The organism is Sinorhizobium sp. 8-89 (assembly GCF_030124325.1).
GTDB lineage: Bacteria > Pseudomonadota > Alphaproteobacteria > Rhizobiales > Rhizobiaceae > Sinorhizobium.
The window spans coordinates 1-12,565 of record NZ_JASKLR010000055.1 but is presented as its reverse complement, the minus strand read 5'-3'; the positions used below and the strand labels follow the sequence as shown (position 1 = coordinate 12,565).

At 60.1% G+C, this 12,565-nt stretch carries 14 protein-coding genes; 13 read left to right on the top strand and 1 reads right to left on the bottom strand.

Going from position 1 to position 12,565, the window contains the following annotated elements:
- Positions 1 to 260 precede the first annotated feature (260 nt).
- The 9 genes from QN219_RS33195 (at position 261) to QN219_RS33155 (ending at position 7,837) form a co-directional block, all read left to right on the top strand.
- Positions 261 to 1,496, top strand: coding sequence for an ABC transporter substrate-binding protein (locus QN219_RS33195; RefSeq protein WP_284004673.1), 1,236 nt, complete (start codon positions 261 to 263; stop codon positions 1,494 to 1,496).
- 22 nt (positions 1,497 to 1,518) lie between these two features.
- On the top strand, positions 1,519 to 2,496 hold the full coding sequence (locus QN219_RS33190) for a YVTN family beta-propeller repeat protein (RefSeq protein WP_284004672.1): 978 nt from the start codon (positions 1,519 to 1,521) through the stop codon (positions 2,494 to 2,496).
- A gap of 127 nt (positions 2,497 to 2,623) precedes the next feature.
- Positions 2,624 to 3,412, top strand: a complete 789-nt coding sequence (locus QN219_RS33185) for an ABC transporter ATP-binding protein (RefSeq protein WP_284004671.1) — start codon at positions 2,624 to 2,626, stop codon at positions 3,410 to 3,412.
- Positions 3,409 to 4,281 (top strand): ABC transporter permease, encoded by an 873-nt coding sequence (locus QN219_RS33180; RefSeq protein WP_284004670.1) that lies wholly within the window; start codon positions 3,409 to 3,411, stop codon positions 4,279 to 4,281. The genes QN219_RS33185 and QN219_RS33180 overlap by 4 nt, the downstream gene beginning before the upstream one ends.
- Positions 4,281 to 4,910 carry a hypothetical protein gene (locus QN219_RS33175; protein WP_284004669.1) on the top strand — a complete coding sequence of 210 codons (630 nt, stop codon included), beginning with the start codon at positions 4,281 to 4,283 and terminating at the stop codon, positions 4,908 to 4,910. Before QN219_RS33180 ends, QN219_RS33175 begins: the two co-directional genes overlap by 1 nt.
- A 157-nt stretch (positions 4,911 to 5,067) precedes the next feature.
- The gene (locus QN219_RS33170) at positions 5,068 to 5,277 is read left to right on the top strand and encodes a hypothetical protein (protein WP_284004668.1); all 210 of its coding nucleotides are present in this window, start codon (positions 5,068 to 5,070) and stop codon (positions 5,275 to 5,277) included.
- A gap of 160 nt (positions 5,278 to 5,437) precedes the next feature.
- The gene (locus QN219_RS33165) at positions 5,438 to 6,304 is read left to right on the top strand and encodes an ABC transporter substrate-binding protein (protein ID WP_284004667.1); all 867 of its coding nucleotides are present in this window, start codon (positions 5,438 to 5,440) and stop codon (positions 6,302 to 6,304) included.
- Complete coding sequence (locus QN219_RS33160; protein WP_405052314.1) at positions 6,301 to 7,128, top strand: ABC transporter permease; 828 nt, start codon at positions 6,301 to 6,303, stop codon at positions 7,126 to 7,128. The genes QN219_RS33165 and QN219_RS33160 overlap by 4 nt, the downstream gene beginning before the upstream one ends.
- Complete coding sequence (locus QN219_RS33155) at positions 7,097 to 7,837, top strand: ABC transporter ATP-binding protein (protein WP_284004676.1); 741 nt, start codon at positions 7,097 to 7,099, stop codon at positions 7,835 to 7,837. The genes QN219_RS33160 and QN219_RS33155 overlap by 32 nt, the downstream gene beginning before the upstream one ends.
- Positions 7,838 to 7,905: 68 nt before the next feature.
- Here the strand turns inward: QN219_RS33155 and QN219_RS33150 are convergent, their stop codons facing one another.
- Positions 7,906 to 8,253, bottom strand: coding sequence for a hypothetical protein (locus QN219_RS33150; RefSeq protein WP_246299444.1), 348 nt, complete (start codon positions 8,251 to 8,253; stop codon positions 7,906 to 7,908).
- A 459-nt stretch (positions 8,254 to 8,712) separates the two neighbouring features.
- Here QN219_RS33150 and QN219_RS33145 point away from each other — a divergent pair, with 459 nt between their 5' ends.
- From QN219_RS33145 to QN219_RS33130, 4 genes are all read left to right on the top strand, one after another.
- Positions 8,713 to 10,584 (top strand): methanol/ethanol family PQQ-dependent dehydrogenase, encoded by a 1,872-nt coding sequence (locus QN219_RS33145; RefSeq protein ID WP_284004675.1) that lies wholly within the window; start codon positions 8,713 to 8,715, stop codon positions 10,582 to 10,584.
- A gap of 210 nt (positions 10,585 to 10,794) precedes the next feature.
- The gene (locus QN219_RS33140) at positions 10,795 to 11,283 is read left to right on the top strand and encodes a c-type cytochrome, methanol metabolism-related (protein WP_284004674.1); all 489 of its coding nucleotides are present in this window, start codon (positions 10,795 to 10,797) and stop codon (positions 11,281 to 11,283) included.
- Position 11,284: 1 nt separating this feature from the next.
- On the top strand, positions 11,285 to 12,148 hold the full coding sequence (locus QN219_RS33135; protein ID WP_284004666.1) for a substrate-binding domain-containing protein: 864 nt from the start codon (positions 11,285 to 11,287) through the stop codon (positions 12,146 to 12,148).
- 155 nt (positions 12,149 to 12,303) lie between these two features.
- The coding region (locus QN219_RS33130; RefSeq protein ID WP_284004665.1) for an alcohol dehydrogenase catalytic domain-containing protein at positions 12,304 to 12,565 on the top strand (262 nt) is incomplete at its 3' end.

Below are 12,565 nucleotides of genomic sequence, written 5' to 3'. Positions count from 1 at the left end.
ACGACAAAGCGCCCAAACCGCAAACGGCAGGCAAACGGCGCCGCGGCAGAGCCGATAAAACAAGCCCTCGCAACAATGCAGAACTGAAAAGCTGTCCGCGACGCCGTTAGGCGGAACCGTCATAGCGGGCGGAAGCAGCAGGTTCCCAATTTCCGGTTGAACTCAGGGATATCTCGGTTAAGCTGTTGGCGGCACCGAGGAATTACGCAGATCCGACTGACGTCGGAGATGGCGTATTCTGTTGACCAATGGGATATGCGGTGCTCTATGTCCTCCTGCTATTTATCTCTGCTCTTCTTGCGGCTTCAAGCCTCTCCAGCGCCGTTGCGCAGGAGCCTTCTCCCGCGCCCGCCGGCAAGTCGGCTCAAGCCGAACAGGTTTCCGAGATCAAGCTAGGCTATCTTCGTGCCTATGCGCCGCAGCTGGCCCTTTCGGTTCTGGATGTGCCGCCCCGCGACGAAGGTGTCGCGGGGGCGAAGGTGGGCGTCGGCGACAACAACACCACCGGTGCCTTCCTTGGGCAGAAGTTCACACTCGACGTTTCGGAGGTAAGGCCGAATGCCGACGTCATGCCGGCCTTCAATGACATGGTCTCCAAGGGCGTCCTCTACCTTCTCGCTGACCTCTCCGCCACGCAGCTCCTGTCGATTGCCGATCTCGCCCGCGAAAAGGGCGTTCTGATCTTCAACGTTGGCGCCACGGACGATCGTCTGCGCGAGGAGGACTGCCGGGCGAACCTCTTCCACACCGCTCCGACGCGCACCATGCTCGCCGATGGCTTGGCACAGTATCTGGTCTGGAAGCAGTGGCGCCGATGGGTGCTGGTCTACGGGTCTCACGAGCCTGACAGGCTGTTCGCCGATGCGCTCCGCCGCGCCGCCACGCGCTTTGGCGGCGAGATTGTAGCGGAAAAGGAGTTCGCCGACACCGGCACGGCGCGGCGGACGGATACGGGTGTTGTCCAGATCCAACGACAGATGCCCGTCTTCACGCAGGGCTTTCCCGATCACGATGTGATGCTCGTGGCAGACGAAAGCGAGGTTTTCGGGACCTACGTGCCGTTCCGGACCTGGATTCCTCGGCCCGTGGCCGGAACCGCCGGCCTGATCCCTTCCGCTTGGCATCCGGCCAGCGAGCAATGGGGCGGCACGCAGATACAGAACCGTTTCGCCAAGGCCAATGGCAGACGGATGTTGTCGAAGGACATGGCCGCATGGACGGCAGCGAGGATTATCGGCGAGGCTGCAACGCGCACGCAAAGTGCCGATCCCGAGAAGCTCGCGGCCTTCATTCGAGCCGACGATTTTTCGATCGCGGCCTTCAAGGGGCAGAAGCTGACCTTTCGTAAATGGAACTGGCAGCTGCGCCAGCCGATCTTCCTGGGAGACGGCCGTTCCGTCATATCGACGTCGCCACAGGAAGGATTCCTGCACCAGTTTTCCGAACTTGACACGCTCGGGATCGATCAGCCGGAGACCGAATGTGCGCTGAAATAGCCTGAAAGAGGGAGAGAGCCAGATGCTGCGAAAACTCACTTTTCTTGCGGCCGGACTTGCTGTGGCAGCAAGCATGAGTTCTCCGGTTTCCGCCTATATGGTCTATGTCTCCAACGAGAAGGACAACACGGTGACCGTGCTCGATTCGACCACGAAAGAGGTGGTCCGCACGCTCGATGTCGGCCAGCGCCCGCGTGGTATCACGATTTCGCACGATGGCAAGTTCATCTATCTGTGCGCAAGCGACGACGACACGATCGAGATCATCGATACGGCAACGTACGAGATCGTAGGATCGTTGCCGTCCGGACCGGACCCCGAACTGTTCGTCCTCTCGCCCGACGGGAAGACGCTTTACGTCGCCAATGAGGACGACAATCTGGTCACCGTCATCGACCTGGAGAGCAAGAGGGTGATTGCGGAGGTGCCGGTTGGCGTCGAACCCGAGGGGATGGGCATCAGCCCGGATGGGAAGGCGTTGGTCAACACCTCGGAAACGACCAACATGGCGCACTTCATCGACACCGAGACCCACGAGATCACCCATAATGTCCTCGTCGATTCCCGGCCACGCTTCGCTGAGTTCAAACCCGACAATTCCGAGGTCTGGGTCAGCTCCGAAATCGGCGGCACCGTTTCCGTCATCGACAATGCGAACCGCGAGGTAAAGCACAAGATCACTTTCGAGATTCCCGGCCTGCGCTCGGAGACGATCCAGCCGGTCGGCGTGCGCATCACCGCCGACGGTACTAAAGCCTACGTGGCGCTCGGGCCTGCCAATCGCGTGGCAGTGGTTAATGCGAAGACTTACGAAGTCGAAAAATACGTGCTCGTCGGCCAGCGGGTCTGGCAGCTCGCCTTCACGCCCGACCAGAAGATGATCATCAGCACCAACGGCGTTTCGAATGACATCACCTTCATCGACGTTGCTACCGATGAAGCAATTCAATCCGTGACCGTCGGGGCGCTTCCCTGGGGCGTGGTCGTCAGCCCGAACTGACGACGGTCCGGCCGTGCACCTACAGTTGTCCGTCCAGATCATGCCAACAAGGCCATGGAAGGAACGAGCACTATCAAATAGTCTGCGATGAAGGCTAATTTTGCTGTTCGCGGAGGAAGACGGCACCATGCAGCATGTGAAGGCGAATGATGCAGTGAGCTTGCCTGCCGCACTTGACGTGTCGGCCGTCAATCATAGCTACGGCCAGAAACAGGTTCTGTCGGACGTTTCTTTTTCAATAGCACCCGGACGCTTCACGGTCTTGCTCGGCCTCAACGGGGCCGGCAAGACGACGCTGTTCTCCCTGATCAGCCATCTCTACAACACGCGCCGCGGGGCGATCCGCATCTTCGGCCACGACATCAGCCGGGAACCAGGCGAGGCGCTGCGCCTGCTAGGTATCGTCTTTCAGGCGCGCACGCTCGATCTCGATCTCAGCGTCTACCAGAATCTCTCCTATCACGCGTCGCTGCACGGTATTGGACGAAGGGAGGCCGTGTCGCGCATCAAGACGCTGCTCGGCCAGATCGGCATGAGCGACCGGTTGTACGATAAGGCGCGCAGCCTTTCCGGCGGGCAGATGCGTCGCGTTGAGATTGTCCGGGCTCTGTTGCATCGGCCGCCGCTGCTGCTGCTCGACGAGGCAACCGTGGGTCTGGACATACAGTCGCGTGCCGAAATTCTCGCTACCATCCGTCAGCTTGTGGTTACCGATGGCATCAGCGTCTTCTGGGCGACCCACCTCATCGATGAGGTCGAAGACAGCGATCATGTCGTCATACTCCACAAGGGCAAGGTGCTTGCTGACGGCAGGGTCGACGATGTCGTCCATTCCTGTGGCGTAAACAGCATTGGAGAGGCCTTTGCGATGCTGAGCGGGGTAGCTTCGGTTCCGGCAGGTGGAGGATCCCAATGACCTTTCAATCCGCCACAGGCCGCATTCCGGCCGGCACCACCGTTGAACACGGCTTCAGCCTTCGTCAGTATCTTGTTTGCCTCAAAGGCATTCTGGTCCGAGAAGGACTTCGCTTTCTCAATCAGCGAGAGCGCTTCGTCTCGTCGCTGGTTCGCCCGCTCTTGTGGCTCTTCGTGTTCGCCGCCGGTTTCCGTCAGGTGCTTGGCGTCTCGATCATCCCGCCGTACAAGACATATGTCTTGTACGAGGTCTACATCACGCCCGGCCTTTGCGGCATGATCCTGTTGTTCAGCGGCATGCAGTCCTCGCTCTCGATGGTCTATGACCGCGAGATGGGCAACATGCGGACCCTGCTGGTCAGCCCGTTTCCACGCTGGTTCCTGCTGGTTTCCAAGCTGCTCGCCGGCGTCACGGTGTCGATCCTGCAAGTCTACGCTTTTCTGGCCATCGCCTGGTTCTGGGACGTCACGCCACCATGGACCGGCTACCTCTTGATCCTGCCCGCACTGTTCCTTTCAGGGATGATGCTGTGCTCGCTCGGCATGCTCTTGTCGTCGATGATCAAGCAACTGGAGAATTTCGCGGGGATCATGAACTTCGTGATCTTCCCGATGTATTTTGCCTCTCCGGCGCTCTATCCACTGTGGCGCATCCAGGAATCGAGCCCGCTTCTCCACAAGATCTGCCTTGCAAATCCGTTCACCTATGCGGTCGAACTGATCCGCTTCGCCCTTTATGGACAGATTGACTGGGGATCGCTCATGGTCGTGGTTGCGTTCACCGTGCTGTTTCTGGGGGGCGCAATCCTCGCCTATGATCCGTCAAACGGCTTGCTCAGCCGCAAGCAGGATACCGGAGGGAATGCCTGATGCAGTGGCGATCGCTGACTCGCATCATCCCCACCGCGGCAGTTACCGCGATCGTCGCCTGGCCCGCCGTGGCCGCGCAGGGGGACCCGGACTGGCCATGTATCCAGCGCAAGGTTCCGGAGCTTTCGCTTGGCCAGATATGGACCGATGCCGAACTGCCGCAAACGGCGGCCGACTGGTCCAAAGATGCGGCCGTTTCCGCGCTGGTCATGGAATTGTCGGCGCGCCGCGTGCCGCTTCCGGAGGCGCAAGAAAAAATAAGCGAGTATGCGAAAAGCCTGCCGGAGGGCGAGAGAGAACGGCGCATGACAATGCTCGTGCAGGGTCTGTTCGATCATATGAACCGAGAACGCGCGGACGTCATCGCCGGTATTGCACGCTACGCCCGCAAGCAGAGGGACATGGCGGCCCTCCTGCGGCAGGAGGCTTCTGCCGTGGATGTTTTGCGGGCCAAACCCGATGCCGACGCGAACGAGATTGTACTCCGGAGTGATCGGCTCGCCTTTCAGACGCGCATCTTCCAGGAGCGCACGCAGTCGCTGGGTTTTGTCTGCGAAGTGCCGACTCTGATCGAGCAGCGCTTGTACGCGCTGGCCAAGACGATCGCGGAAGCGCTGAAGGCCAGATGAGCGGAGCTTCGCGAATAATTGACGCTCGTTTCTCGCACGCGTATCCTCGTCGCAGGCTTTCCATCAGGGCACCTTGCGGGAGGCAGCCGTAGGACTGGCATGCCAAGGATGTCGGTCAGCATTCGTTTGCGCCGTTCGTGCAGGGAAAGGTGCTCAAGTGAACCTCGTCGATCTCGTTCTGACCGTCTGCATGTTGGCCAACCCCACCGATTGCCGCACCGAGCACCTGTATTTCGAGAGCCGCGGATCGCTCGTCCAATGCATGATCCTGGCTCCGAGTGAGATGGCGAAGTGGTCCGAGAGCCATCCGACGTTGAAGATCGTGCGATGGAAATGTGTTTTCCCTGACAAGGACCAGGAAACCTGACGTCGCTGCAAACATTTGCTGGGAGGTGGCATCAATGAATATATCGCGGCGCGCGCTCTGCGGGGTAGCTTTGCTGGCTGCAGCACATCCTCTGGGTTTCCGAGCCTCGGCAAGCCCCGCGGCTCCGAAGATACGGGTGGGTGTCCTGAAGTTCGGTACGGTGAACTGGGAGCTCGACACCATCAAGCACAATAAATTCGACACGGCCAACGGCATCGACGTGGAAGTCGTGTATTTTGCCGGTGAAGATGCCACCAACGTGGCCATGCTGGCAGGCGACCTCGACGTCATCGTTTCCGACTGGTTGTGGGTGTCGCGCCAGCGTTCGCAGGGCGAGGACCTGACGCTCGCGCCTTACTCGACTGCCGTTGGCGCTATCATGGTCAGGGTGGACGCGCCGGTGCGTAGCATCCCCGACCTCGTGGGGAAGAAAATCGGGGTAGCCGGCGGATCGCTCGACAAGAGCTGGCTTCTGATCCAGGGGCTTGCGCAGCGTGACCACAAGATCGATCTGGCCAAGGAGAGTGACGTCGTTTTCGGCGCACCGCCCTTGCTATCGGAAAAGGCTCTCTCCGGTGAGCTCGACGCGGTTTTGAACTTCTGGCATTTCTGCGCGCGGCTGGAGGCAAACGGCTTTCGCCGCCTGATCGGTGCGGACGATGCAGCCAAGGCGCTCGGGGCATCGGGACCTGTCTCGGCGTTGGGATATGTATTCCACGACAAATGGGCGAACGAAAACACTGACGTGGCGATGAGCTTTGTGAAGGCAAGCGCGGAGGCCAAGAGACTCCTAGCCAACTCCGACGCCGAATGGCAGCGTTTGGCACCTGTCGTGCGAGCCGAGGGCAGGGAGCTCGAAGTGCTGCGCGATCGCTATCGTGAAGGCATACCGAACCGGCCCCTGGCCGAAGAGGAAAGCGATGCCGCCAAGCTGTACGAGATCCTTGCGGACCTGGGCGGAGAGAAGCTCGTCGGTGAGGCGCGGCAGATGGCTCCCGGAACGTTCTGGGCTGCATTGAAGACATGAAAGCGGGATTTCGGTCGGAAAACGAGGCATCTGAAAACCGGCGCACCCAACGGGTCTCTAGCGGCATTGGCGCCGCGTTGCCGGCAGCGACGGCCCTGGCATCGCTCCTCGGACTGTGCTTGCTCTGGAGCCTCGCGGCGGGGATCTGGCCGAGCCGTGCATTTCCGCCCCCGCTCGAGGTCTGGCGGGTGCTGCTCAAGGAGGCCGCGAGCGGCGACCTTGGCTTTCACCTGGCAATGACCCTCTGGCGGGTTGCGGCCGCCTATGTTGTTGCAATGGTCGTCGGGTCCGTCATCGGTGTCCTGCTCGGCACGCACCGGCGGGCGGATTCCTTCTTCAATCCGTGGCTTATCCTCTTCCTCAACCTCCCGGCACTGGTCGTCATCGTGCTCGCTTACATTTGGTTCGGCCTGACGGAGGCTGCCGCGATCGGCGCTGTTGCGATCAACAAGATACCCAACGTCGTCGTCACCATGCGTGAGGGTGCGCGTGCGCTCGACCCGCGTTTTGCGGAAATGGCCGCCGTCTACCGGCTGGGGCCGCTCGATCATGTCCGCCACATCCTGATGCCACAGTTGCAGCCCTATTTCGCGGCTGCCTCGCGCTCCGGCATTGCGCTGATCTGGAAGATCGTGCTCGTCGTCGAACTGCTCGGCCGCTCCAGCGGTGTCGGCTTCCAGATTTATCTCTATTTCCAGATATTCGATGTTGCCGCCATCCTTGCCTACACGCTGGCCTTCGTGGCTATTATGCTGCTGATCGAACTCCTTCTGGTGCAGCCACTTGAACGACATGCAACCCGTTGGCGTCGCCGCCCCGCTTAAAGTCGACATTGCCGAGAAGACGTTCCAGTCGGCTGAGGGCGTTAAGATCGTGGCATTGCGCGGACTGTCCTTCGAGGTGAGGCAGGGCGAATTTGCCTGTCTGCTGGGCCCGTCGGGCTGCGGCAAGACCACAACCTTGCGAATTCTGCTGGGTCTCGACCGGCAATTTTCGGGCAGCTATCAATTGCCCGAAGGCGGTTCCAACCGCATCGCTGCGGTGTTCCAGGAGCCGGTGCTTCTGCCTTGGAGAACGGTGGAGCAGAACGTCCGTCTTGCGCTGTCTCCGGGCCTCAGGGACAAGGAGTTGGACTGGCTGTTCGAAATCCTGGGCCTCTCCACAATGCGGTCGCTCTATCCTTCGGAGCTTTCGCTCGGGCTTGCGCGCCGCGCCGCCTTGGCACGGGCCTTCGCCACAGAGCCCGCGATACTCTTCCTGGACGAGCCTTTCACGTCGCTCGATGAACGGACCGCCGACCGGTTGCGCCGTCTTCTGATGACGGTGTGGGCGGCGAGGCCTACCACCGCCCTGATGGTGACCCACAATCTGCGCGAGGCGCTTCTGCTCGCCGATCGTATCATCGTGTTGTCGCCGCGCCCGGCGCAGGTGCTGGGCATCTATGACGTGGCCCTCTCGCGCCATTTGCGCGACGCGCCGGCGCTGGACGATCTTGTGCTGGATTTTCACAGGAGGTTTCCGGACACCATGTGACGCTCCAAACCGTGGAGCCATTCACGGATGGAGGATCCGATCTGGCGGTGGGGTCTTGCGTTCGAGGGTCAGAAGCAGCGGACCTCCGCTTCAGCCTGCGCTCGTCTCAGTTCGGCGACGGCGGATTTTGCCGGCGCAGTCTGCCGGAACAGAGCCCCTCTTTCACCTGTCTCAAGTCCCAGGCTCCGGAACGTCTCGGCCGCCTCGTAGCGCTCGTAAGGCATGATCGAGGCTATGACGTCGATAGAGCAAGAACACCCCTCGAGTGCGGCGCGTGTTTCGCCATTCGCCTTCATGCAGCCATACACATAATCGACGACCGCAATCGTCGGGTAGCCTCCGGCTGCCGATGCCGTCGCAGCAAACGTGAGCGCTGCGAGGAAGGCGATCACGTCTAGGTTACCAGTGGCCACCATGAAATCTCCCTTCGGTACTGGGGCATAGGACAGGAGGAAAGTTAATCTGGCCGGAGCCCTGTATTATTATAGTAAATGGCATGAAAGAACCAATTTAAATCCTGTAAATATTAGTAATTCCTGTATTGCAAAGCAGCATTTTTTATTTTGCACCGCACAATAATCGTATAATTAATCTTGCGTTATTCGGGCTAATCGCCTATCCTCCAGCGGTTTCCGGCTTCAAGCCTTGTCTCTTGGGAGCGTAAAAGTCGCGTAGGTCAAGAGGACGGGCAATAACGGTGCCCTCTGCCCATCCAACTGAACCGTGAAACGCTGAAGGAAGCAGATATCCCACGACAAGCATGACAGAGCTTGGGCTGGCCTTGTGGTCTCCCGAGGATTGTGATGACGCGCCTCGGGTCCACATCGACATCGGGAGGAATCTGTATGCGCACACTCGGAAAACTTTATCTGCCGATGACCGCCGCTGGACTTCTGACAGCGGCTCTTGCCGGAAATGCGTTCGCCAATGAGGAACTGACGAAACTGGCGGCCGATGCGAAGAACTGGGCGATGCCCACCGGCGATTACGCCAATCATCGTTATTCCAAACTCAACCAGATCACCAAGGACAACGTCAAGAACCTGCAGGTCAAATGGACCTTCTCGACCGGCGTTCTGCGTGGCCATGAGGGCGGACCGCTGGTGATCGGCGACGTGATGTACGTCCATACGCCGTTTCCCAACAACGTCTATGCCCTCGATCTTAACAACGACGGCAAGATCCTCTGGAAATACGAGCCAAAGCAGGATCCGACCGTCATCGGCATCATGTGCTGTGACACGGTCAATCGCGGTGTCGCCTATGGCGATGGCAAGATAATCCTGAACCAGAACGACACAATGGTCGTTGCCCTCGACGCCAAGACCGGCAAGCCCGTGTGGTCTGTGAAGAATGGAGAGCAGACCGATGGCAGCAAGGCCGAATCCAGCACGGGTGCTCCGATGGTCGTCAAGGACAAGGTGCTGATCGGTATATCGGGTGCGGAATATGGTGTCCGCGGCTGGATGGCGGCGTACAATCTGAAGGACGGGTCGCTTGCCTGGAAGGCCTATTCGACTGGCCCCGACTCCGAAATGCTCGTCGACCCCGAAAAGACCACCCACCTCGGAAAGCCGATCGGACCTGACTCCGGTATAAAGACCTGGGAAGGCGAGGAGTGGAAGACCGGCGGCGGTACGACATGGGGGTGGTACTCCTATGACCCGAAGCTGAACCTGATTTACTATGGCACGGCCAATCCGGGGGCTTGGAACCCCGTGCAGCGCCCGGGCGACAATCGCTGGTCCATGACCCTGATGGCGCGTGATGTCGATACCGGTATGGCCAAATGGCTGTATCAGATGACCCCGCACGACGAGTGGGATTATGACGGCGTCAACGAGAACATCCTCGTCGATGCGATGCAGATCAACGGTCAGCCGCGCGACGTGCTCGTGCATTTCGACCGCAACGGCTTTGCCTACACCCTTGACCGGGCGACGGGAGAGCTTCTGGTTGCCAAGAAATATGATCCGACGGTCAACTGGGCGACGGAAGTCGTCATGGATCCGAAGAGCGAGCAGTATGGCCGGCCGCAGGTCGTGGCGAAGTACTCCACCGAACAAAACGGCGAGGACGTGAATACGACGGGCATCTGCCCCGCTGCCCTCGGCACGAAGGATCAGCAGCCGGCCGCCTATTCACCGAAGACCGGCTTGTTCTACGTGCCGACAAACCACGTCTGCATGGACTATGAGCCCTACAAGGTCAGCTATACGGCCGGTCAAGCCTATGTCGGTGCGACCGTTTCGATGTATCCAACCCCGGGCAGCCATGGCGGCATGGGCAACTTCATTGCCTGGGATGCTGCCAAGGGCGAGATCGTCTGGTCGAAGCCCGAGCGGTTCTCGGTCTGGTCCGGTGTTCTTGCGACCGAAGGCGACGTGGTCTTTTACGGGACCTTGGAAGGTTACATCGTTGCAGTCGATCCGCAGGGCAAGGAACTCTACCGGTTCAAGACGCCATCCGGCATTATCGGCAATATCAACACGTTCGAACATGGTGGCAAGCAGTATATCGCCGTCCTGTCGGGTGTTGGTGGCTGGGCAGGCATCGGACTGGCCGGCGGCCTTCTGGGAGCGGAGGGTGCAGCGGCGTGGCAGCAGGCCGTGGCCGGTAAGAACGCCCCGACCGAAGAAAGCCAGAGCATCGCCACAGCAGGTTTGGGTGCAGTAGGCGGTTATGCCGGACTGGCGGAATACACGACGCTCGGCGGGCAACTGACCGTCTTCGGTCTTCCAGACTGATGACTCCGTTCGAGAGTGATGGGGCTGCGTCTCCGGCGCGGCCCCATCAGACATCGACTCAGATATCGACGGCCCGAAGCAATGCCTGCCGGGCAGTCCGCATCTCCATTCGTGCAAACCCGATAGGCCCTGCTGGAGCGTCCCGTTCCGGTTTTCGAAAGCGTGGAGTTGTTGATGGCTTTTCGTAATGTAGTTTTTGCGCTTGGCGCCATGTTCCCGCTCTTGATCCCCGGAAATATTACAGCGGCAGACGACAAGCAAAAAGCCGCAGCAGTCAAAGACGAAGACGGCAAATACTTCGATGCGGAGGGCAACCCGACATTCAAGTTTCAGAACGACGGGACGGTCGACTGGTACACCTTCAGCGGCTACCGGCGCTATCACTCGGACTGTCACGTCTGTCACGGCCCCGATGGGGTCGGCTCGAGTTATGCACCCGCCTTGGCCACGACCATGAAGAACATGGATTATCCGACTTTCCTCTCGATCGTTGCGGAGGGACGCAAGAACGTTGGTGGCGGCAAGGAAAACGTCATGCCGGCGTTCGGCGACAACAAGAACGTCTATTGCTACCTCGACGACATCTACGTCTATCTGCGCGCCCGCGCCGTCGGTGCCGCGCCGCGAGGGCGCCCGCCCAAGAAGGCGGACAAACCCGAAGCGGCGAAGGCCTACGAGACGTCCTGCATGGATGGATGACATGGCACACGGCAACCATCGGACCTTTAGAGCAGCCCTCATCTCTACGGCGATGGCCGTGCTGATGCCGTTGCAAGCGCAATCTCAGAGCACCGGGCTCGGGGCCGCTGGCGAACTGGTCGATCCGGACACGCTGCGGGTCTGCGCCGATCCGTCCAACATGCCATTCTCCGACCAGAGCGGCGAAGGCTTCGAGGACAAGCTCGCCAAGATGGTCGCAGCCAAGACAGGGCGAAGCTCCGTCACCTACATGTGGTATCCTTCGATCACGGGTTTTGTGCGCAATACTCTCGGCGCCAACCGCTGCGACATCATCATGGGTTACGCGCAGGGAGACGAGCTCGTCCAGAATACCAACGCTTATTATCGCTCGTCCTATGTGCTAATTTACAAGAAAGATGGCGATCTTGCCGGCGTGGAAACATTGGCCGATCCCAGGCTTGCCGACAAGAGGATCGGCGTGGTCCTGGCAACGCCACCGTCCGCCAATATGGCGGCTGCGAAGCTGATGCGCAAAGCGAAGGTCTATCCGCTCATGGTCGACACGCGGATAATGCCGTCGGTGGCCGAGGTCATGATACGAGACATGCTGGCAGGCGTGATCGACGCCGCCGCGGTCTGGGGCCCGATGGCAGGTTACTATGCCGGCAAGTCCGGGGCCGATCTGGCGATCGTGCCTTTGACCAGGGAGAAGGGCGGCCAGCGCATGATCTATCGAATAACCATGGGTGTGCGGCCGTCCGACCAGCAATGGAAACGCACGCTCAATTCCTTCATCAGGGACAACCAGGCGGAAATCAACAAGCTCTTGCTCTCCTATGGCGTCCCGCTGCTCGATGAACACGACGAGAGGATCACGCAGTGACGTTCGAGTGTATCGAGACGCTGGAGATGTGGGGCGCCGGCATATCGCGGCGCCATCCGCATCCGGTGGCTGCAGACGGTTGGAGAGGCTGCATCTTGTCGGACTCATCCTGGCGAACCAGTCGATGGAGGTGAGAATCAAGGGAGGATAACGACATGGACGTACGCGCCGCCGTCGCCACTGAGGCCGGCAAACCCTTGGAAGTCATGACGGCTCAGCTCGAAGGTCCTCGGGCCGGCGAGGTGCTGGTCGAGGTCAAGGCGACCGGCATCTGCCACACCGATGATTTCACCCTCTCGGGCGCCGATCCGGAAGGGCTGTTCCCGGCGATCCTCGGCCATGAGGGCGCCGGCATCGTCGTCGATGTCGGCCCCGGCGTCACCAGCGTCAAGAAGGGCGACCATGTCATCCCGCTCT

Excerpts from the sequence above, each read along its gene's own strand:
- QN219_RS33190 (WP_284004672.1), top strand. The coding sequence starts at position 1,519 with ATGCTGCGAAAACTCACTTTTCTTGCGGCCGGACTTGCTGTGGCAGCA.
- QN219_RS33185 (WP_284004671.1), top strand. The coding sequence starts at position 2,624 with ATGCAGCATGTGAAGGCGAATGATGCAGTGAGCTTGCCTGCCGCACTT.
- QN219_RS33180 (WP_284004670.1), top strand. The coding sequence starts at position 3,409 with ATGACCTTTCAATCCGCCACAGGCCGCATTCCGGCCGGCACCACCGTT.
- QN219_RS33175 (WP_284004669.1), top strand. The coding sequence starts at position 4,281 with ATGCAGTGGCGATCGCTGACTCGCATCATCCCCACCGCGGCAGTTACC.
- QN219_RS33160 (WP_405052314.1), top strand. The coding sequence starts at position 6,301 with ATGAAAGCGGGATTTCGGTCGGAAAACGAGGCATCTGAAAACCGGCGC.
- QN219_RS33155 (WP_284004676.1), top strand. The coding sequence starts at position 7,097 with ATGCAACCCGTTGGCGTCGCCGCCCCGCTTAAAGTCGACATTGCCGAG.
- QN219_RS33150 (WP_246299444.1), bottom strand. The coding sequence starts at position 8,253 with ATGGTGGCCACTGGTAACCTAGACGTGATCGCCTTCCTCGCAGCGCTC.
- QN219_RS33145 (WP_284004675.1), top strand. The coding sequence starts at position 8,713 with ATGACCGCCGCTGGACTTCTGACAGCGGCTCTTGCCGGAAATGCGTTC.
- QN219_RS33140 (WP_284004674.1), top strand. The coding sequence starts at position 10,795 with ATGTTCCCGCTCTTGATCCCCGGAAATATTACAGCGGCAGACGACAAG.
- QN219_RS33135 (WP_284004666.1), top strand. The coding sequence starts at position 11,285 with ATGGCACACGGCAACCATCGGACCTTTAGAGCAGCCCTCATCTCTACG.